At 62.6% G+C, this 19,773-nt stretch carries 17 protein-coding genes; 9 read left to right on the forward strand and 8 right to left on the reverse strand.

Annotation, left to right across the window (positions count from 1 at the left end):
* Positions 1-22: 22 nt before the first annotated feature.
* The gene (locus JIN81_RS09265; RefSeq protein WP_200278660.1) at positions 23-799 is read left to right on the forward strand and encodes a hypothetical protein; all 777 of its coding nucleotides are present in this window, start codon (positions 23-25) and stop codon (positions 797-799) included.
* Between the two features lie 40 nt (positions 800-839).
* Here JIN81_RS09265 and JIN81_RS09270 read toward each other — a convergent pair whose 3' ends face one another.
* The 8 genes from JIN81_RS09270 to JIN81_RS09305 form a co-directional block, all read right to left on the reverse strand.
* Positions 840-2,177, reverse strand: coding sequence for a dicarboxylate/amino acid:cation symporter (locus tag JIN81_RS09270; protein WP_200278661.1), 1,338 nt, complete (start codon positions 2,175-2,177; stop codon positions 840-842).
* Between the two features lie 99 nt (positions 2,178-2,276).
* Positions 2,277-3,755: a sulfatase-like hydrolase/transferase gene (locus tag JIN81_RS09275; RefSeq protein ID WP_200278662.1), complete on the reverse strand. Its 1,479-nt coding sequence runs from the start codon at positions 3,753-3,755 to the stop codon at positions 2,277-2,279.
* Positions 3,756-3,892: 137 nt separating this feature from the next.
* On the reverse strand, positions 3,893-4,222 hold the full coding sequence (locus JIN81_RS09280; protein WP_200278663.1) for an HU family DNA-binding protein: 330 nt from the start codon (positions 4,220-4,222) through the stop codon (positions 3,893-3,895).
* Between the two features lie 110 nt (positions 4,223-4,332).
* Positions 4,333-5,247: a ribonuclease HIII gene (gene rnhC, locus JIN81_RS09285; RefSeq protein ID WP_200278664.1), complete on the reverse strand. Its 915-nt coding sequence runs from the start codon at positions 5,245-5,247 to the stop codon at positions 4,333-4,335.
* A 58-nt stretch (positions 5,248-5,305) separates the two neighbouring features.
* Positions 5,306-6,766 carry a choice-of-anchor D domain-containing protein gene (locus tag JIN81_RS09290; RefSeq protein WP_200278665.1) on the reverse strand — a complete coding sequence of 487 codons (1,461 nt, stop codon included), beginning with the start codon at positions 6,764-6,766 and terminating at the stop codon, positions 5,306-5,308.
* 122 nt (positions 6,767-6,888) lie between these two features.
* Positions 6,889-7,602 (reverse strand): hypothetical protein, encoded by a 714-nt coding sequence (locus tag JIN81_RS09295; protein WP_200278666.1) that lies wholly within the window; start codon positions 7,600-7,602, stop codon positions 6,889-6,891.
* 49 nt (positions 7,603-7,651) lie between these two features.
* On the reverse strand, positions 7,652-10,330 hold the full coding sequence (locus JIN81_RS09300) for a serine/threonine-protein kinase (RefSeq protein ID WP_200278667.1): 2,679 nt from the start codon (positions 10,328-10,330) through the stop codon (positions 7,652-7,654).
* Positions 10,331-10,338: 8 nt separating this feature from the next.
* Positions 10,339-11,103 (reverse strand): RNA polymerase sigma factor, encoded by a 765-nt coding sequence (locus JIN81_RS09305; protein ID WP_200278668.1) that lies wholly within the window; start codon positions 11,101-11,103, stop codon positions 10,339-10,341.
* Between the two features lie 121 nt (positions 11,104-11,224).
* Between JIN81_RS09305 and JIN81_RS09310 the strand changes: the two genes are divergently transcribed.
* The 8 genes from JIN81_RS09310 (at position 11,225) to JIN81_RS09345 (ending at position 19,769) form a co-directional block, all read left to right on the forward strand.
* Positions 11,225-12,247 (forward strand): hypothetical protein, encoded by a 1,023-nt coding sequence (locus JIN81_RS09310; RefSeq protein ID WP_200278669.1) that lies wholly within the window; start codon positions 11,225-11,227, stop codon positions 12,245-12,247.
* Positions 12,247-13,302, forward strand: coding sequence for an A/G-specific adenine glycosylase (locus tag JIN81_RS09315; RefSeq protein WP_200278670.1), 1,056 nt, complete (start codon positions 12,247-12,249; stop codon positions 13,300-13,302). The genes JIN81_RS09310 and JIN81_RS09315 overlap by 1 nt, the downstream gene beginning before the upstream one ends.
* Positions 13,303-13,414: 112 nt before the next feature.
* The gene (locus tag JIN81_RS09320; protein ID WP_200278671.1) at positions 13,415-14,110 is read left to right on the forward strand and encodes a S1 family peptidase; all 696 of its coding nucleotides are present in this window, start codon (positions 13,415-13,417) and stop codon (positions 14,108-14,110) included.
* Positions 14,107-14,529: a hypothetical protein gene (locus JIN81_RS09325; RefSeq protein ID WP_200278672.1), complete on the forward strand. Its 423-nt coding sequence runs from the start codon at positions 14,107-14,109 to the stop codon at positions 14,527-14,529. The genes JIN81_RS09320 and JIN81_RS09325 overlap by 4 nt, the downstream gene beginning before the upstream one ends.
* 257 nt (positions 14,530-14,786) lie before the next feature.
* Positions 14,787-16,832 carry a TonB-dependent receptor gene (locus tag JIN81_RS09330; protein WP_200278673.1) on the forward strand — a complete coding sequence of 682 codons (2,046 nt, stop codon included), beginning with the start codon at positions 14,787-14,789 and terminating at the stop codon, positions 16,830-16,832.
* 189 nt (positions 16,833-17,021) lie between these two features.
* A complete protein-coding gene (locus JIN81_RS09335; protein ID WP_200278674.1) occupies positions 17,022-17,450 on the forward strand; it encodes an RNA recognition motif domain-containing protein in 429 nt (142 codons plus the stop codon).
* 241 nt (positions 17,451-17,691) lie between these two features.
* Complete coding sequence (locus JIN81_RS09340; RefSeq protein WP_200278675.1) at positions 17,692-18,258, forward strand: sigma-70 family RNA polymerase sigma factor; 567 nt, start codon at positions 17,692-17,694, stop codon at positions 18,256-18,258.
* Positions 18,255-19,769, forward strand: a complete 1,515-nt coding sequence (locus JIN81_RS09345) for a LamG-like jellyroll fold domain-containing protein (RefSeq protein ID WP_200278676.1) — start codon at positions 18,255-18,257, stop codon at positions 19,767-19,769. The genes JIN81_RS09340 and JIN81_RS09345 overlap by 4 nt, the downstream gene beginning before the upstream one ends.
* Positions 19,770-19,773 lie beyond the last annotated feature (4 nt).

Genomic DNA, 19,773 nt, shown 5'->3' on the forward strand with positions numbered 1-19,773 from the left:
ATCATCCCGCAAGGTGGTGTCGATGAAGTCATCGACACCCATCCTTGTGGTCCTGGCCTTGTTGATCGGGGTGGGAGTCGGCCGATGGTCGGCTCCCCGGGTCGCAGTGCCTGATGAGGCGGAAACCGTTTCCGAGCCATCACGTCCACTGAGGAAGAAAGCGATGGTCATCGTGCCTCGCCGGGATGAAGCCGCAGCGGTGCCTGGTGCGGGAGATGACGGGTCGGCGGATGCACGGGTGAGCATTTCCCTGAAGGCGCTCGAGGCGCTGGCGGGGAAGGGGAGTGTGGCGGTACCAGCGGGGGATTTCTTTGCTCCGGATGACCCGGTGATCGAGGTGCTTGAGCTGAGTGATTCTGAAAAGTCGATGGTGCAACGTCAGTGGCGCGGTGCCCTTCAGAAGGTTCGAGATGCGGAGGTGGCGAGCGCCAACTTCCTCGAGATGGCGGACGGGGCGGTGTCATTCGTGCTCGACCCCTTGGTCGAAGAACGTGCGTCCGCTCGCGATGCGTTTGGCTCGGCCGTTCGGTCGGGCTTGGGGCCGGATCGTGGAGCCGCTCTGTTGGCAATGAAGGGCGGAAGCCGCTTGTTGGACGGTGGAGTGGAGCCGGTTGACTTCCGGGTGGACGTCGAGGAGGCGGGTGCCGGTCGATGGCGGTTCCGGATCGAGGAAAACCGTGGGGATCAGCGCAAGGTGTGGATGGCCGATGCGATTCCGGACGAGTTGCAGCATCTGACTGATGCCGCGGGCATCGCGCGGCGGGTCAATGATCCGACCACTGAGGGCGACAACGAGTGAGTTGGCAGGGGATGGGCGGACTCCGGGTCCACGGTTGAACTCAGGCTGGCTCCTCCGCGGGCTTTCCTGTGAAGAGTTCTTCGCCTTCGCTCTTGGCGATGACGATGGCGGCGCAGGAGTCCCCGAAGACGTTCACGGCGGTGCGGGCCATGTCGAGCAGTCGGTCGACGGCGAGCAGGGCGACCACGGCGGTCTCGGCATTGGGGACGTTGCTGTTTTTCAGGATGAGAAGGATGGCCACCAGGCTGGCGGAGGGGACTCCGGCCACGCCGATGCTGGTCAGCAGGGCTGCGGTGATGACGAAGAATTGCTCCCCGAAGCCCATCTGGATGCCCATGACCTGAGCGACGAAGATGACAGCCACGCACTCATAGAGGGCGGTGCCGTCCATGTTGACGGTGGCACCGAGGGGCAGGGTGAAGCTGGCGGTGCGCTTTGATACGCCGGCCTTGTCCTGGATGCAGCGCATGGTCACGGGCAGGGTGCCGGATGAGGAGGCGGTGGAAAAGGCGAGGAGCAGGGCGTCGCGCATCGCGCGGAAGTGATCGAGCGGATTCACCTTGGCGACGAAGTGAAGCACGAGGGGAAGGGTGATGAACAGATGGCAACCAAGGGCAAGGAGGACGGTGCCGAAGTACTTCAGCATCTCCGCGTAGACATCGGGCCCATTCTTGAAAATCACCGGGAACATGAGCGCGTAGACCCCGATGGGTGACACTGCCATGATCCAGCGTGTGACGGTGATCATGACGTCGTTACCAGCCTGGAAGAACTCGCGAAGCGTTCGCATTTCGTCGGCTGGCAGTCGGGTGATGGCGATGGCGAAGAGCAGGCTGAAGACGATCACTCCGAGCATCTGGCCGTTGTTGGTGGCCGCCTTGAAAACGTTTTCCGGAACCATCAGCTTGAAGGTATCGAGGAAATCGCCGGCTTTCCGCTGGCTGGCTTCGGCGACCTTCGCCTTGTCGGCATCGCTGGCTGCGGCGGCCTTCTCGTCGAAGGCGGCGCGGATGACTTCGTTCGGTTGGCCGTCGACCAGTCCGGGCTGGACGAGGTTGACGAGGAGCAGTCCGGTGACGACGGCGACCATCGAGCTGCATGCGTAGAAGGCGAAGGTTTTGCCGCCCAATCGGCCGAAGCCCTTGACTCCCTGCAGGCTGGCGATGCCGCTGATGACCGAGGTGACGATCAGCGGCACGATGATCATCTTCAATCCCTGCATGAAGAGATCGCCGATGAACTTCGAGAACTCAAGAGCGCGTGAGACGAAGGTTCCTTCGGGGGCGTCGGATCCAAACAGGATGCGGAAAAAGACTCCGGTGAGGGTGGCGAGGATCAGTGCCGCAAGAATCTGCCAGTGGAGCGCAACCCGTTTCATGGAGCGAAGACTGGAGCGGTGGCCGGGATCAGCCAAGTTCCAAAGGTGCTGGAAGGAGAAGCTTGGACGCTCGAGGGGGTATGCAAGATTCCCCTGAGTCTACCGGGGTCCGACTTCCTGAGCCAGGGTGTGCGATCGTTGACGGAGCGACTTCAAGAGGGGTGCGTATTCCGGATTGGTGGCAAGGTTGTCGAGTTGGTCGGGGTCGCTGCGGAGATCGAAGAGCTGTTCGAAGGGCGGTTTCGATTCAGGGTAGCGTGTGTAGGTGTGGGTCTCGGTCCGCACGCCCACGGTGCGTGGAATCGCTCCGCGGTGGGTGTAGGGGTGGTCGTAGTAGAAGTCTTCCCGCCAGGGTGCGGACGGGTTGGCGAGAAGGGGTGTCAGATCACGTCCGGTCATGTCCGGTGGGATGTCGAGACCTGCGAGGGCCAGCATGGTCACTGAGAAATCGGTGGTGATGACGAGCCGGTCGCTGCGTTTTCCTCCCTCGGCTCGCGGATCGTGGAGGAACCCGGGGACGCGAAGGGATGGCTCATACATCAGCCATTTGCCGGCCAGTCCGTGTTCGGCGAGGAAGTGTCCGTTGTCTGAGGTGAAGAGGATGACGGTGTTTTTGGAGAGGCCGCGCGTTCTCAACTCGGCCATGATCCGGCCGACGCCGAGGTCCATGCTGGAGACGAGGCGGTAGTAGTCGCGCATGTGGGCTTGGAGACGGCCGTGTTTTTTGAGCATGGCCTGGCCCGATGGCCAACCGAGCGACTGCTTGATCAAGTCGGGTTCGCGAGCGGCATTCTCGAGGGTGGCGGCCGCGGGCGCGGGAAGTCGTCGACCGGCGGTGATGGATCGGACTTCAGGGTCCCAGTCGGTGAATGGACTGTGCGGGGCCTTGAAGAAGACCATCAGGCAGAATGGTTTCTTTTCATCCCGTCCGTCGAGGAAGTGGGCGACCTTCTTCGGGGTGACCTGGGAGTCGACGTGAAGCGGATCGTTCAGGGTTTCGCTGCCGATCCGGTTCCGGTAGCCCATCTTGCCTGCCGCATCGGCGGGGCAGTCGCACAGGTCGTCGAGCGGGCGCTTGAACCCGTCGAATCCGACATAGCGGCAGTCGGGTTCGTGGAAGAAGCAGGTCTGCATCGGTTGCCCAGCCCAGTAGTCGAACACGGCGGCGCCTTCCGCGGTTTTCTGCGCGGAGTCTCCGATCCCCCATTTGCCGAAGAACGCGGTTTGGTAGCCTGCCTTCTGGAGGCGGGAAGGGACGGATTGCTCAAGCTGGCTCTTGGTGAATATCTTGTGAAAATCATCGATCCCGTGGCGTGAGGGGTACTGACCGGAGATCAGGTTGGCCCGGCTGACGGCACAGATGGAGGTGTTGACAAAGCACTGGTCGAAGATGAGGCCGGCGTGGGCGAGTTTGTCGAGGTGGGGGGTGTGGATCGCCTTGTTTCCGGCGTAGCCGACGGCGTCTGCACGTTGGTCATCGGTGAAGAGGATGACGATGTTCGGGCGGGTATCCGCATGGCCCGCGAGGGCGAGGGCCCACACGAAGGCCAGCGAAAGGAGGGAGTGGGAGCGACTCATCGCCCCCGACCATGATGGGAGAAGCCCGCACGAGGCGAGTCAAAGTCGCGCCCGCTCCAGTCAGGCGGCCTCATCGGCGGGCAAACGGCTGGGATCGGGCAAAGCCGCCGATGGAGTCTCCGAGCACCGAGCGCGGGTCAGTCCTTGGAGGATTCTTCGCGTTCGCGAATCAGAGGGAGCGTGCCGGCGACCTGCTCCTTCATTTCCTTGCCCGGCTTGAATTTCACCACGGCGCGGGCGGGGATGGGCACGTCCTGGCCGGGATTCTTCGGATTGCGGCCGATCTTGGCCTTGGTTTCCTTCACTTGGAAGGCGCCGAAGTTCCGCATGACGACGGAGTCACCGTGGGCGAGAGAGTCGGTGATGGAGTCCAGCGTGCGCTGGATCACGTCGAAAACCTGGGACTGTGTGAGACCGGTTTCGTTGCTGATCTTGATGACGAGCTCTCGCTTGGTGATGGTTGCCATGGGTGAAAGGGTGCCGGGTTTCGCTCGGCGGGAGGATTGGACACCATAGGAGGGGTCATTTGTCCCGCGAAAAGTTGCAAAAAACATGCGGATTCCGTGCCAGCCTCGCCTCAATCCTCAAGAATCCGCCCTGTCGTGCGGAAATGCTTTTTCGCAGCGCGGTCGAGCGCCGCAGGTCCATGACGCTCAACGAGCTGCTTTCCTGCCTCGATGACGGCATCGGAGGCTCCGAGGGGCAGGGTCACGCCGCAGGCGGCCGAGGTTTTGTCCATCCAGTCGACGAAGCGCTCGCGCGCGAGAATGGAGGCGGCGGCGACGGCCACGTCCGACTCGGCTTTGGTGCGTTGGTCGAGCTGGATGTCGATCTTCTGTTGCTTCAGGGCGCGTTGAAGCACGGTTGGCTGAGCGAACTGGTCGGACAGGGCGCGGGGGCAATCGGGGCGCTGTTCGTGGAGGCGTGCGATGGCCCGGGCGTGTCCCCAGGCGAGCAGGCGGTTGACGTTGCCGAATGAGGTGTGGAGTTCGTTGTAGCGCTCCGGGCCGATGGCCACCACCGATTCGATGATGCCGGGAGTCTCGCGGATTTGTTTCGCCAGGGTGCGGATCCGCTTCGCACTGGAGATTCGCTTGGAGTCCATGATGCCGGCATCCATCAGGGCGCGGGTGCTGGTGGCATCGGTGTAAACCCCGGCGATGACCAGCGGGCCGAAGTAGTCTCCCTTGCCGCTTTCATCGATCCCGAAGTGGGGCTCGAACATGTCCGGTTGGTGAACCTCTTCGTAGCCGAGGCGTGCTTCGCCGAGGACTTCGGGTTCCAGAGTGAATTTCACGAAGTCCTCCGTTTCCTTGCCCTGAACGAGCACCTTGGGGCCTTTCTCATAAACGGAGACGTTCAGCTTGCCCTTCTTCGCGGCGAAGAGGGTGTAGGGTTTCTCACTGAACTCGAAGCCGTCGCGCTCCAAGACCGCCCGGAGCACTTCTGCCTGCTGCGTCGTCAGGGCGAACGTGTAGGAGGCGGCGGGCATGCCCGATCATGGATCAGCATGCACTGAAAACCAATATTGAAGGTGGGTTTGAGTTTCCTCAGGGAATGAGCTCGAACCGCAGCCGCATGAATCGGGTCGGATGGCTGGCTTGGGATGATCCGAAGACGATGGTGCACTTCCGTGTGGCATCGGCCTGCACTTCAGTTGTGATCTGGCTGGCGCCATTTCCGACCCATGGGGTGTTCTGCTGCCTCCGTGCGATCTCGGTCCAGTCACCAGGTATCAACGTTGAGGATTCCTCGAGGATGTAGACCACGTCCTCAGGCTGGGGCTCTGGAAGGTAGCAGAGTCCGGTCCCGAAGGCTCCCTGTCCCACGAGCGTCGTGGTGCCGTTGTAGGTTAGGGTCCGGACGAGGTTGTTGTCATCGCGCGTTCCGCTTCCGTAGGCCAGACCAAGCGCGTAGCTCGTCAGGTTCGGCAGGCCATCGCCATCCGGGTCGGCTTCAGGGAGGGCGTCGGTTCCGTTGTAGCCACCGATGACGCAGACGTGGTAGGCGAAGCTGTCGGTCGAGTCGACTCCCTCTCCGTTGAAGTTGAGATCGAACTGGGCTCCTGGGTACCCGTCGAACTCAAGAAAGGCGCGGGTGGCGTAGGCGACTCCTTCCGTCGAGGGTTTGAAGCTCACGGAGAAGGTGGTCGATGTCCCTGGGTGGAGAGCGAGGGGTGGGGCGAGACCGTCGAGAGTAAAGGTGCCGGGGCTATTGCTTTGCTGATTGAAGTCCACGACGGTGAGCACTTCGTCTTCGTGGTTGGTCAGGGTGAAAGTGCGGCTTGTGGTGGTGCCATTGAGAACCTTCCCGAGATGGATCAGGGATCCCGAGGGCAGGTGGGTCGGGGTGTCATCACTGACGCTGACATCGGGTGGGGCTGGGGTTCCGGAGAGCGAGAAGAAGGGGCGGATCGGGTCATTGGTGGGGATCCCGGAGTATCCGGATGTCTGGGGAGCGGTGGTCACTGCAATGTCCAGCCGGAGGTTGCTCCCGGAGAAGGCGTAGGCAATGGCCCAGTGGTTGCCCCCACTGTAGTCGTTCGCGATGGAGATCCAGTAGGTCCCCGCTCCGAGCGTCACCGGGTTCGGCAGGGTGCCGGCGTAGTCAAATGTTGGCAGTCCGAAGACGATGGTGTCGCCTCTGTCGGTCGCTTCAGTGGTAATCTGAAGCGGCTGAGCATCGCCGATCAGAGGCCCGGGAATCGGCTTGTCCGGGTCGGAGGCGTCGGTGCTGCCGTCGTCCTCGAAGAAGGCAATGGTGAACGAATCGGTTCCCGGGCGGGGGATGGTGTATTGACTGCTATACATGCCGGAGAAGTCGATGGACTCGATGACGGAGTCCTGCAGCAGAGTGAACCTGATGGCGGAGATGGTGCCGGATGTGTCCGAGGCGAAGGCGTTGACCGCGTTTCCCCCACCGGAGGTGGAAGTGTAGTTGTTGTAAACCAAGTCCGCTTGACCGATCAGGCAGCTGGCGATCAGAAGAAGGCAGAGGCGCGTGAAGGACATGATGGTGTGAAGGAACGGGGGGGTGAGGAGAGGGGACAGCCAGCAGGTGCACGGCGAGAGGCTGGATCCAGGGAGACCTGCGAGTCTCGGGCGGCAGCTGCTGGCTGTGGGGGAGAGGGTAATCAGGGGAGCTCCACGACGCGGAAGAAGGCAGCGCCGTTTGGGGGAGTGGTTTCGGCGTAAGACCTTGCGGTCAGTTCTGAGGTGGCGGTCTCCGTGGCAACGGGCAGCCACTGGTTCAGATTGACGGATCGTTCGACTCGGTAGGAGACACCGGTTTCTGAAACCCAGGTCAGGTTGACCGCGTTCGCCACGCGCTCGAAATGGGTGATCTTGAGTGGTTCTGGTGGCGCTCCCACCTCGACCACTTCGAGTCGCGTGATGTTGAACTGTCCGTTGATGTTGAATCCCCCGAACTCCGAAAAGACCGCGGATGTGAGGATCACGGTGCCGTTGAACTGGAAGAAGTCATCGGGATCGGTGCTGAGATTCTCAATGGTCAGCGTGCCGTTGACGGTCCCGTCGATGATGGGTGCCACCGAGGTCAGGGGATAGTGGGGCTGCCGATGGGCATTGGACTGGAGCACCCAGCGCGTAGGCAGTCTGGGAATGGTGGTGGTCGGCCCAAGGGGCTGGGTGCCGTCGAAGATCTCTGCCTTGACGTCGAAGGTTCCCGTGGAAGTAGCCCCCGCCGTGCCGGAAAGGCTGATGCCATTGGTGGCCGGGTCAGCTCCGGATGGCAGCGTGAAATCGATTTCCAGGCGATGCCCACCGGGCACGGTAATGTCGGCATGAGCCAATCCGAGGAAGAGCAGGAAGGGAAGGAGACGTGTCATTTCATCCTCCTCACGGCATTCCTGCTGCGGCGTTACCGGGAAAATTCGATCACTTGCTCCCGCTCTCCGAAAGAACCCACCGGCGGACAGTACGGTCTCTGGCCGCAGTTGCGATGCGGTTCCCTTGATCGAGAATGGTGACCCACTCGATCGGCGAGGGGTGCTTGAGGCCGGGGACGATTTCCCGGTCAGTACGCAGTGACCAGACCCGGACGGTGCCGTTGGTCCCGGGCCCCTGATCGATTGAGAACAGGAAAGCGCCATCGACACAGAACCAGGAGACTCCGTGCAGATGTCGCAGTGGTCGCCCGGCGGGCTGAAGGGTTCGGACGTCGAAGCGGTGCAGGGCGACATCTTGATCCGCCCGAATCAGGATCTCCCGCCGATCCGGCACCGCGCGAACCTGCACGCCCGTGGCTTCTCCCGGGGCGGCGAGCAGGGGCACATGCTGGTGGCGGTAGGTGAGCTCCGGCACTTCGAGGATCGAGATGGTGCCGTCGTCATGGGCGACGGCGATTTCCTCACCCTGATCGAGCATGCTCAGGGATGTGGCTTTCCGGTCGAGGAGGAGGGTATGGATGACCTCGGGCCCATCCGTCCGGATCAATTGCAGTTGGTTGTCGCGATTGAGGGAGACGCCGAGGCGGCCGTCGGCGCTCAGTGCAAGCAGGCTTGGTATGCCTTGGTGACCCTCGATCTTCTGCACGGGCTTTCCTGGTGCCTGGAACCCAATTCGTGGGGCGGAGTCCGCCGTCTCTCCTCCCATCATGTTGGAATCGTTCCACCGGGCACTGGCGAGGCAGGTGATCTTGGCTTTGCTACTGAGGTGCCAGACTGCCGCATGGGTGAAGCCCAGCAGACTGGTGGTGGCATCCGGCAAGCCGCGTGTGTGGCACTCGCCGATGCTCCACATGTCGGCAGGGCCGGTGAGGGCTCCCAGTTTGACCGCGTGTCCCGGGCGGGAGGCGTTGGCGCGCCATTCCCGTGACCGGCCGGTCGTGTCCAGAATCCAGAGGTCGGTGGTTTCCCTTTCGAACGAGAGCCAGATCGCCGGTTCGGGGAGCATGGCTGCTTCGTAGCCGCGAGCCATGGCGGAGACGTCCCATAGGACGGCCGGTCGATGGCTGGAGAGGACCAGAATCCGCTTGGACAGGGGGTGGTAGATCGCCTTCTCGAGGCCGGATCCAAACACGAGTGGAGCCATGGCGGGAGCACCGGCCGCGGTGTCGGTAAAGGTCACCAGGCCCTCGGGTTGGACCACCACCTTGATCTCGGTGGTGTCGCTTGGAGCGGCTGGCTGTGCGACTTCCTCTGTGGGTGTCAGCGAGCCGTCGGGCGCAAGTTTCGACATCGAGCCATCGGCATACCGGAGGTGGAAGGCCCCGTCCGCATCGGGCACGGCGGCTTCAACGGTCCCGGGTAGTGAGACTTCGGCCATGGCCTCGGGGAAGGTCACGGTGTTGGCGAGGAAACGACCGGCGTACCGGGCTTCGGCGTTCTCCGGGTTCAGCTCGAGCGCGCTCTTGATGTGATCCCGGGCTTCAGCGTGGCGGCCTCGATCCATCGCACGGAAGGAGGCGAGCAAGGCACGGTCGGAGCCCGACCCGCGGGCTTCGTTTTCAGCGGCAAGCACGGCTTCGAGTGCCTGACGATCGCGCATCGAGGTCCACCATCCGGCCACGCCGATTGCCGTGATGGCGAGCAGGACGCAGCATGCGATTGCGACAGCGAAGCGGTGCTGGTGGGCCAGCTTTTTAGTACGATATACCCAGTATTTGTTGCCGGCGGTGACGGTTCCTCCATCGCGCAGTGCGATCAGGTCGCCGTGCAGTTCATTGGCGCTTTGGTAGCGCTCATCGGGGTCGATGGCACAGCACTTCAGGGCGATCCATCCGAGTTCCGCCTGCGGTAGCGGAGGGAAGACATGGCTGCGGATCGCTTGCAACTGGGTATCCCAGCCGTCACCGGGGCGGATGGTGCCCTCGAGGGCCGGTCGGCCGAGGGCTGCCTCATGGATCAGCAGGCCGAAGGTGAAGATGTCCGAGCGCATGTCTGCGAGTGGGTCACCCGCAACCTGTTCCGGGCTCATGTAGAGCGGGGTGCCCAGCCGCTGGATTCGCTGGGTGAGTTCGCGACCGACCGTCGCCGGACCTTCGAGGGCCCTTGCGATCCCGAAGTCAATGACGCGGGCATGGGGGCCTTCGGGCCCGCGCTCGACGAGGATGTTGCCAGGTTTCAGGTCGCGGTGGACGATGCCGGCGTGGTGTGCGGCGGTAAGGGCATCCGCGATCTGGATGAGGACGGTGAGGCGTTCATCCGCGGTGGCGGATCGGGCCCATGTCTGGAAGTGCTCCCCCTCGACAAGCTCCATGAGGTAGTAGGGTCGTCCCGTGGCGCTTCGTCCGGCGCGGAGCAAACGGGCAACGTGGGCGTGGGTGAGCAGGGCAAGGATGCGGGATTCCTCTTCGAAGCGGGCGAGACTCTCCCCGGCGGCGAGGTCGGGGTGGAGGAACTTGACCGCGACCCGGCGGAGTCCGGCATCCAGCTCGATCGCTTCGTAAACGTCGCCGAAGGCACCGCCTCCGAGGCGTTCTCCGACCTCGATACCGGGGAGGTCGGTGGGTTCGGATTCGGTGAATGCCAGGCTCAGCATGCAGCAGCGCGGGCACAGACCGAGAGGAGACTCGGCAGGGATTTCCGTCTGGCAGGTTGGACAGCGGGAGGGCATCGACTACATCACGACCAAACCGATAAAAGATAACGAACTTCCTCCGCCAATTCGTCCTGGGTCGAGACGGTCTGGCTGAGTTCCTCTTCCATCAGCTGCCGGAAGCGCTGTCGGAACCGATGCAGGGCGACTCGAAAAGCGCCTTCCTTCATTCCAAGTGCCTTGGCGAGCTCCTTGCGGTCGCCTTGGGGGTGGGAGCCATCGAGCAGGGGGGCGGCGAGGCGATGGAAGTCCCCTTTGCCACATTCCTCCATTTCCCGTGCGAGCGCCTCGCTGGCCCGTTGCATGACCGTCAGGCACCAGGCCTGCGCGAATGCCTGATCCGGGCCTGCGCGGCGGTCCGAGGTCAACTCGTCCTCCAGTGGAAGATGAGAGGCACCTCCACCACGTCGCTGGCGATTCATGCTCCGCCAACGGTCGGTAAGGAAGTTCCGGATGGAGCGCTTCAGGTAGGCGCGGAATGCTCCATTGAGCGCCTCCGGCAGGCTATGGTCGGCTCCGCGTTCCAGCATGCGGTGGAAGAATTCCTGGGTGATTTCATCGGATTCTTCCTCGTTGTGGCCGGTCGCCCGCACGTAGGCCCGCACGGGACGCCAATAGCCCCGGCACCACTCTTCGAGCGCTGGCGATTCCACCCGGGCCCGGCGGATCAGCGTCCATCGCGTCTCGGGGAACTCATCTTCGAAGGGTGGCATGCTTTCCTTTTTCTCTGCAAGAATCGGGGGATGAGGCAATCGGATTCGCTGGGCTTCGGTGACTTGTTGGGACTTCACGATTCGTGAGTCCTTCGTGTTCATATCTTGTACATCTTCCTTCCGATTCCCCGCGGGGTCAGTGGATGAACCGGGTGAGAATCCTTGCCGATGCTGTGCCTTGGGTTTACCGAACCACCTCGTGAACGTATGTGCCCGGTTGCTGTCGATGCTGACCCTGCCCTTGGCGGCAGAGTCTTTGCCGGTGACCCTGCAGATCGAGGCCGGAGGGGGCAGTGAGATCTATTATTATACGGGTGGGGGGCAGGCCTATACAGACAGCGCGGTCAGTGGGCTGATCGAGGTGGAAATCGGGCTGAACCCGCTCGATGCCAGGCCGGAGACCTTGGAATTCGTCGATGGGTCGGTTTTCTACTCGGAGAGTGAAACGGTGTATTCTCCGAATCAGCTTCCGAAAGTCGAAGAGTTGCGATTCACAACAATGAACCTGCAAGGTCCGTTGATGACGCTGACGCCGGGAGCCGCAGTTTCGGAGACTGGATTGCTCGACAATGCGGATCACACGCAGGGTTTCACCTCCGGCACTCTGCGCACGGAGTATCGAGCGCTGTTTTTCAATGACTGGGTGACCTTGTTCGATGCGACACGGGACTACTCGCTCGAGCCGGAAGTTCGGCCTTTCGAGGGCTCGAATCGGATCACAAGCGAAGCCGTCGAAGGTGCCGGATCGGTGCTTACCGAGACTTTGGAGATCCGGTATGAGAATGTCGCGGGTGGCGAACCTGTGGTGGTGTGGCTTGGTGCAACTTCCCTGACGGTGGTGACCATCGGAGGGTTTGTCGCATCCTCCGAGGTAGAGGTGCCTTCCGCTGGGCTGCGTCAGTGGCGTGTGGATGGTGGGGGTTCGCCGGGTTGGCAGGATGTCGGTGGGACCTCCGCCGTGATTTATGCGCTCGGGTGTGATCCAGGGACGACCGAGGTCCCGCTCGATCTGAACCTATCGGATGCCAGCGCAAGCCTGACTCTCCCGGCTGCGGGGAGTCGCCTGCCCGTCAGGATCGAGACGAGTGTGGATCTTGATGGCTGGATCCCTGCGCCTCTCGCGGGTGGAGGGCTGGTGGTGCCTGCGGGGAGCACCGGAGTCGTCGAGGTGGATCTGCCGTCAGGTGGGCGTGGATTTGTCCGGGTGGTGGCGCTAGACTGATGAGCCGCGGAGATCGAAATCGAGGAGGGCTGAAGCCACGAGCGAAGCACCATGCCCTGCATGATGTCCCCGGGTTCCGGTCGGCCCTGGCGGCTTGGTTTGGCAGGGAAGGGAAGGATTACCCATGGCGGCGCACGACCGATCCTTATGAGATTCTCGTGTCCGAGGTGATGCTGCAGCAAACGCAGATCGCCACCGTGCTCGGGCGGGGGTTTTACACGCGCTTCCTCGAGGTTTTTCCCGATACGCGCACACTGGCGGCGGCGGAGGATGAACCGCTGCTGAAGGCTTGGGAAGGATTGGGATACTACCGGCGGGCGCGCATGCTGAGGGAGGCTGCGAGGGCGATTGAGAATGACCATGGCGGGTGCTTTCCGGATACCCTCGATGACATTCTCGCCTTGCCCGGGGTCGGGCGCTACACGGCGGGTGCGGTGATGTCCTTTGCCTTCGACCGTCCGGCTCCGATCGTGGATGGCAACGTGGCGCGGGTGCTGTCCCGCTTGATGGACTTGTCCGAGAAGATCGACGGCTCGGGGGCGCAGAAGACGCTGTGGGGCTGGGCGGGTGAATTGCTCGATGAGTCGAACCCGAGGGTGCACAACTCGGCGCTGATGGAGCTGGGGCAGAGCTATTGCCGCCCCGGGGTGCCCGATTGCCTGGGCTGCCCGGTCTCCGCATTCTGTCGGTGCTCCGAACCTGAGCTGCTCCCGATCAAGGGGAAGCGGGTGAAGATGACGGAGGTGGACGAGTCGGTGGTGTTCGTGCTGCGGGAGGGGAAGGTGCTTCTCCGGCAGCAGGAAGAGGGTCGGCGGGTCGGAATGTGGCGGTTGCCGGAGCGGGAAATCGAGAAGGACTGGCCGCTGGTGCATGAGCGGAAGTACGGCATCACGCGCTATCGGGTGACGCTGAAGGTGTATGAAGGGGCGGAGGGTGTGGAAGCGGGACAGGGCGAGGCGTGGCACCCTGTGGATGAGTTGAGCGAGCGGGTCATGCCGCCGGCGGACCGTGCGGCGCTGGCTGCCTGTTTGGGGTCCGACGAAGAAATCGCGTGAGCCGGAGGCCTTGCTCTGCATAGTCTCTTGCCGGATGCGACGAGGATGGACCTTTCTAGTGATGCTGTGGGTGGCTTGTGTCGTGACAAGTTGTGTCTCGCCTCCACCCCCGGTGTCTGGAGTCGCGAAGCCATCGCGCGAGATCTACCGGATGGCAGCCAAGCGCTTTGCCGCGATCGTGGTTTCCGAGCGTGGTGATGTGGACCAGTGGTTGGGGAATCGATTCAGCCGGAAAGATGCCCCGAAGGACGCCGACGGCGGTTCTGCCATCCCGATCACGGCCGACGGGTATTTCCTGACCGCGGATCACGTGCTGGCGCAGGCGAAAGGGAGGAAGGTCTTCGTGATTGTCCGGCGGGAGGGTCGTCTGCGTGCTACCCCAGCCCGAATCATCTGGCGTTCGGCGGCGGATGATGTGGCTTTGATCCACGCCCCGATCGCCACGCCGGACTACTACCAATGGTCGCCGACCGACGCCTGGCTGCCGCAGGGTTCGCCGGTGATGCACGCCGGGATCGCCACCGGATTCAGCAGTCCGTCGGGTCGTTTGCTTTCCCCGATCCGACCTGAGACCGGGATGAGCGGGAACCAGCGCTTCAAGCATGACATCCCCCTCGAGCCCGGCGATAGCGGTGGGGCGGTTGTTGATAGCCGGGGCCTCCTTGTTGGTGTGAATTCGGCGGTGGAGTTCCTCGTTCCCCTTGAGACGGCGTTTTTCATCGAATCCGAGGCGAACCGACCCAATGTGGGGCGGATGATGAAGCGGATCGAAGTGGATCGTAAGACATCCGTGAACACCCGATCATGAAAGTCCTCTCCATCCTCGCCTGCTGCCTTGCCTTGGTGTCCTGTGGAGGGTCCGGATGGGCCGAACGGGCGGCGAATGATCGCATCATGCTGGTGCGCAGCCAACCGCCGACTCTCGGCTACCAACGCCTGAAGCAGGAGTCGGCGAAGCACCGCGACCTGACGGAATTCCTCGGCAAACGGGGAAACCCGGACTTCGTCGCGGAGACTCACAGTGACGACCGTCACTACATGATTCTCTACTATCTGGAGCGGAAGACGGCGTATGCCGCGCGGAGTTGGAGGGGGCAGGAGAGGATCGAGTTCGCCGGGCCCTATCCGATCACGCAGCAGGAGGTGAAGGTGCTCGGAGATCTCAAGCGCAATGCCATCCCCGAAGCGCAGGCCGGCGTCGCCTCGGGGCGACTCCTCGTGCCCTGAGCGGGGATGGGGTCATGCGTGGGGCGGTGGAGAGGTTTTCGGCGGGAAAGGGGGTTCATCGATCGTCATTCCCGATGGTCGACCACCCCGCGGAGGAGAAACCCGGTGGCGGGGTCCGACGAGCGCGTTGTCGTGGATTTTTCCGCTAAGAATCGGGTGTGGTCTGCGTTACAGTCCACGAAATGTGTCGAAGGATGGTGGCAGCCCGGGCTGTGGGAATGACGGTAACGGGCTTAGCGGTCGTCAGTGCGCAGGACATGCTGGATCCGCTCACGGTGACGGCAAGGGGGCTGACGGAACCGACCGCGGAGGTGCCCTACTCGATCGAGGTGCTGGATCGCGGCTTTTTGGATGATACGAAGCGGCGGACGGTGCCGGAAGCCCTCCAGTTCACGCCGGGAGTGCTGGTGCAGAAGACGGCCCATGGGCATGGCTCTCCATTCATCCGTGGATTCACGGGCCGTCAGAACCTTCTGATGGTCGACGGGGTGCGGATCAACAACTCGCTGACCCGCGGTGGGCCGGTGCAGTACTGGAATACGGTGGACTCCCATTCGATCGAGCGGATGGAACTGATCAAGAGTCAGGGGTCGGTGCTGTACGGTTCGGATGCGGTGGGTGGCACGCTGAATGCCTTCACCGTGGGATCCGGGTTCCGCGACCAGGTCGAGGGGGAGTCGTTCCTCCATGGTTCAGCATACTATGAATATCGTAGTAATGGCGAGGGTTCGCACATCGGCAGGCTGGAATCGGGCTTCGGAGTCGGTGGGCGCTATGGAGTGATGCTTGGGGTGACGGGGAAGGATTTCGGCGACATCCGGGATTCGGCGGTGGGCCTGATGCGGAACACGGGCTACCCGGAACTGGATCTGGACCTGAAGGTCGGGGTGGCCTTGAGCAAGGAGACCACGATGACCTTCCTCCACCAGCGGGTGAATCAGGACGATGTGTGGCGCTGGCATTCGACGGTGTACAACCCCGGCTGGCAGCATTCGGGGCACGTGGCGGCACCGGGGCAGTATCTCTCGAGAATCTACGACCAGGAGCGGACACTGACGTATTTGCGCTTTGAGGGAGAGCCGACGGACCTTGCCTGGCTGAGTCGCTGGACGGCCACGCTTTCGTATCAAACCGGAAATGACACCGAAACGCAGGACCGGTCCCGGGCCGGCCGGGTGGACCGGCGGTATCAGATCGCGGAGATCGACACGATCGGGGTGGATCTGGGCTTCGAGTCGCCGCTTGGCGACGGCCGTTTGGTTTATGGTTTCGACTACTACCACGACATGGTGGATTCATCCGGGTTTCGCGATCGCGGCGCGGGGCTGGCGTATGACCCGTCCTTCCGGCCGGTCGCGGATGACTCGAGTTACGATCTTTTCGGGGCCTATGCCCAGTATGTGTGGAGCCCTTTGGAGGCGCTTGAACTGACGGCGGGTGGACGTTTCACCCATGCCCGCGCGGAACTGGGACGATTCTATGATCCCGCTGCCGGCATGGACGCCTTCGGGTTGTCCCGGGACTGGAACAACTTCAGTGGTTCGCTGCGGGCCTTGTGGTCGGTGAATGATTGCTGGAGCATTTATGGAGGGGCATCGCAGGCATTCCGGGCTCCGAATCTGAATGACCTCTCCGGAAATGTGACGGCGCGCTCGGGCACGGCCAGCCAGGGGGCCGTGGATGTGGACCCCGAGGAGTTCGTCACCTACGAGCTCGGGACGCGGTATTCGGCGGGCGATTTCAGCGCGAACCTCGCCGTCTTCTACACGGATGTCGACGGATCGATCACCTCGGTGCCGGTGACCGCCGGATCAAACACGAGCGTGGCGACGAATGCCCGGGATGGATATGTCTATGGAGTCGAAGCGGAAGGGTTCTGGCAGTTGGCTCCGGGCTGGCTGCTGAGCGGCTTCGCTGCGTGGCAGGACGGCCGTCAGGAGACCTCAGCCTTCGTCGGTGGACCTGCGGTCTCCGAGCCGATGTCCCGGCTGTTGCCCCTCACTGGGTCGCTTGCCCTGCGCTGGACGCACGGATCCGGCAAGCTGTGGGTGGAAGGCCGCGTGCTGGCGGCCGCCGAGGCCAATCGGCTTTCCGCATCGGACCGGGGCGATACCCAGCGGATTCCGACCGGTGGGACACCCGGATATGTCACCTGCATGCTGTATGCAGGTTGGCAGGCGAGCGAGCACCTTGAGCTCAGTTGTGGTCTCGAGAACCTTACGGATCAGGATTACCGGAACCATGGCTCCGGCCAGAACGAGCCCGGACTGAACGCGATCCTGGGCGCGAAAGTGATCTGGTAAGGGTGGCTCCAGCGCGTCCGGACCGCATGATGTGCGGAGGGCGTCACGTTTATGCGCTTGCCGGATCGAATGAGGCCATGTAGCGAGGATACAGCCTGTCCGTTGGATTGGTTCGCTTTCGCTCCCGGTTGTGCCGTGCCGGGTCGATGGGCGTTATCTCGCACGGCGCCTTGATAGACTGATTGAATAATGGACATCTACGTGGGCAATCTGCCCTACAGCGCTACCGAAGAAGAAGTAGCAGAAGCATTCGCCGCCTTTGGACCCGTTGAGCGTGTGAAATTGATCACTGACCGTGAAACCGGCCGACCACGAGGCTTTGCCTTCGTGACCTTGGCGGATTCCTCAAAGGTTGCCGAAGCTGCGGAAGCGCTGGATGGCGCCGATCTTGGAGGTCGCTCACTTCGCGTGAACCCTGCTGAACCTCGTGAACCCCGCAGCGGCGGAGGTGGCGGAGGTGGTGGTGGCTACGGCGGCGGAGGCGGCGGTGGTGATCGCCGCGGCGGCGGTGGTGGCTACGGCGGTGGTGGCGGCGGAGGCGGCGGCTACGGTGGTGGCGGCGGAGGCCGTGGTGGACGCGATCGCCGCGGTGGCGGCAAGCGCGACACCGGCTGGTAATTTCTGCCTGCGATAGGATTTCTGGTCTGCTCGATCGATCAGGCCGATTTTTCAGAGCACCAGTCCCGGAAGGGGCTGGTGCTTTTTTGTAGGGAGTAGGCACCTCGTATTCCCGGGTCCGGGCAAGCTGTCGAGCAGGGGGAGGACGCCGTCCGCCCGAGCGTCTGATCGGGATGGAGGGGAAAATACAAATATTTGCTAACCTCGCGCTTCAGATGGACCGTTATCATCTGAAGTAAACATGTTTGCCGTCCCCTCGAGTCCGGATCAAGGCCCCGCATCGTCCCCCGACGATGGCGAGTTCGTGGCCCTGATGACCCGGAACCAGAAGTCGATTCTAGCCTTCCTGGTGGCTCTGGTGCCGAGGGTTGCTGATGCGGAAGACATCCTTCAACGCACGAATCTGGTCCTTTGGCGCAAGCGGCAGCAGTTCGAGTTGGGAACCAACTTCAAGGCCTGGGCTTTCGCCATCGCCCGGTGGGAAGCGTTGGCGTTCTTGAGGGAGTCGAGGCGGCAGGGTTGGTTGGTATTCAATGATGAGCTCGCGTCGCTCGTCGCCGAACGCATGGCCTCACTGCCGGATTCGCAGATCGACTCGATGCCGGATTCGCTCCGCCACTGCCTCGGGCAGCTCTCGGAGTCGCACCGGCAGCTGGTGTTCGAGCGTTACTCACGAGGTCTCAGCCTACGGGAGTGTTCCGAGCGCTTCGACCGCTCCGAACAAGGGCTCAAGGTCACTCTTCACCGCTTGCGTATCACCCTGCGTCGGTGCGTATCGAAATTTTCCAAACGTCCCCTGCAACCATGAGCCCCAGAGATTCCATCGAGAACAAGATTTGCGACTATCTGGAAGGGACTCTGAGCCCGGAAGTTCAGCAGGCATTCGAGCACAGGTTGGCGTCCGATCCTGAAGCTCTTGATCTGCTCTGCCATCACAGCCTCATGAGTGCCTCGATGAGGAGTCCGTTGGTTACGGATGATCACTATGCGGAGATCCTTGCAGCGAAGCAGAAGCGCAGGGCCTTCGGGCTGTCCCTTGCCGTGGCGGCGGCAATCGCGCTCACCACGGCTTTGGTTCTTCACCGGATCATGGTTCCTCCCGCGGAGCCCGTCGCCACCATCGAAACCACGCCGGGGACTGCGTATTCCATTCAGGCGGCTGGCAAGGGCGAGCAGGATGGAGCGCTCGATTACGGTGAGACGCTTGTGGTTTCACAGGGCGTCGCGGAGGTCACTCTGGCCGACGGTAGCCGCTGTCTGGCCGAGGCTCCTGCACGGATCACGCTTCATGGGCCGGCCCATGCCCACCTGAGTGATGGTCGCGCGTTCTTCGAGATCGCGGAGGGGGCGGAAGGTTTCCAGGTTTCCACGAGCGATCTGGAAATTGTTGATCTCGGCACTGCCTTCGGAGTGGATGATCGCGCGGAGCACCAACCCCAGGTCCACGTCTTTGATGGCCGGGTGAGGGCGACGGCGCGTTCCGGGCGGCGTGAGTCCGCGGAACTGTCCAAGGGCGAAGCGGTGGCGGTCGGTGGGGCTGGAACCCTGCGCCCGATTTCGTGCCTGGAGAGCGGATTTCTCAGGAGTCTCCCTCCTTCACTTCCGGCAATCCGTTTCTCCTTCGAGCCGACCGGGGATTCCCGGTTTGAAGCGGACGGCCCCATCGTGCAGCAGGAGAGCGTCCGTATTCTGAATCGTCCGGAGCGCCCCGAGAACCCGGAGTCAATCCGCGGTGTGAGTGGGCGGGGATTGAGGCTTGGTGATCGAACCCAGTTTCTTGAGACCACCTGGCCGGGGATTGGAGGGGCTGTTCCGCGCACCATCTCGTTCTGGGTTCGTTTTCCGGAGGATTCCGACGGGGGCTCGATTCTCGATTGGGGTTTGTTCTCAGGCAGCCGGAAGATGTCGTATCTCCGGGTGATTTACAGCGGTGACAGTCGCGCCAACCTTCGACTTGTCTCTGGTCGGCGTTGGCTGCAAACGACCCAGCGGCTGGATACCGGGGATTGGCACCACGTGGCCTTCATTGTCGACAGCCCGGAGGGAGATCAGTGGCCGACGGTCAAATGCTACGTCGATGGGGAGCTGGAACCGCTGCATCCGCGGGTGGCGGACGAAGGAGAAGTGGCACCGCTCGATTCATTCGAAATCATTACCGATCACCCGGAGTCCCGGCCCCTGACTTTCGGAAACCGTCCGCCTGCGGATCGCCCGGAGCAGGAAGGGACGAAACCGTTTGTCTGTGAGATCGACGAGGTCGTCGTCACCGCCGGGATTCTCACGGAGACGCAGATCAAGACACTCGCCGAACGCCCATGAATCA

The organism is Haloferula rosea, from assembly GCF_016595525.1.
GTDB classification, from domain to species: domain Bacteria; phylum Verrucomicrobiota; class Verrucomicrobiia; order Verrucomicrobiales; family Akkermansiaceae; genus Haloferula; species Haloferula rosea.

Coding starts and splice junctions, on each gene's coding strand:
- rnhC (WP_200278664.1), bottom strand. CDS start 5,247: ATGCCCGCCGCCTCCTACACGTTCGCCCTGACGACGCAGCAGGCAGAA.
- JIN81_RS09335 (WP_200278674.1), top strand. CDS start 17,022: ATGGACATCTACGTGGGCAATCTGCCCTACAGCGCTACCGAAGAAGAA.
- JIN81_RS09340 (WP_200278675.1), top strand. CDS start 17,692: ATGTTTGCCGTCCCCTCGAGTCCGGATCAAGGCCCCGCATCGTCCCCC.
- JIN81_RS09290 (WP_200278665.1), bottom strand. CDS start 6,766: ATGTCCTTCACGCGCCTCTGCCTTCTTCTGATCGCCAGCTGCCTGATC.
- JIN81_RS09295 (WP_200278666.1), bottom strand. CDS start 7,602: ATGACACGTCTCCTTCCCTTCCTGCTCTTCCTCGGATTGGCTCATGCC.
- JIN81_RS09325 (WP_200278672.1), top strand. CDS start 14,107: ATGAAAGTCCTCTCCATCCTCGCCTGCTGCCTTGCCTTGGTGTCCTGT.
- JIN81_RS09275 (WP_200278662.1), bottom strand. CDS start 3,755: ATGAGTCGCTCCCACTCCCTCCTTTCGCTGGCCTTCGTGTGGGCCCTC.
- JIN81_RS09300 (WP_200278667.1), bottom strand. CDS start 10,330: ATGCCCTCCCGCTGTCCAACCTGCCAGACGGAAATCCCTGCCGAGTCT.
- JIN81_RS09270 (WP_200278661.1), bottom strand. CDS start 2,177: ATGAAACGGGTTGCGCTCCACTGGCAGATTCTTGCGGCACTGATCCTC.
- JIN81_RS09345 (WP_200278676.1), top strand. CDS start 18,255: ATGAGCCCCAGAGATTCCATCGAGAACAAGATTTGCGACTATCTGGAA.
- JIN81_RS09265 (WP_200278660.1), top strand. CDS start 23: ATGAAGTCATCGACACCCATCCTTGTGGTCCTGGCCTTGTTGATCGGG.
- JIN81_RS09330 (WP_200278673.1), top strand. CDS start 14,787: ATGCTGGATCCGCTCACGGTGACGGCAAGGGGGCTGACGGAACCGACC.
- JIN81_RS09315 (WP_200278670.1), top strand. CDS start 12,247: ATGAGCCGCGGAGATCGAAATCGAGGAGGGCTGAAGCCACGAGCGAAG.
- JIN81_RS09280 (WP_200278663.1), bottom strand. CDS start 4,222: ATGGCAACCATCACCAAGCGAGAGCTCGTCATCAAGATCAGCAACGAA.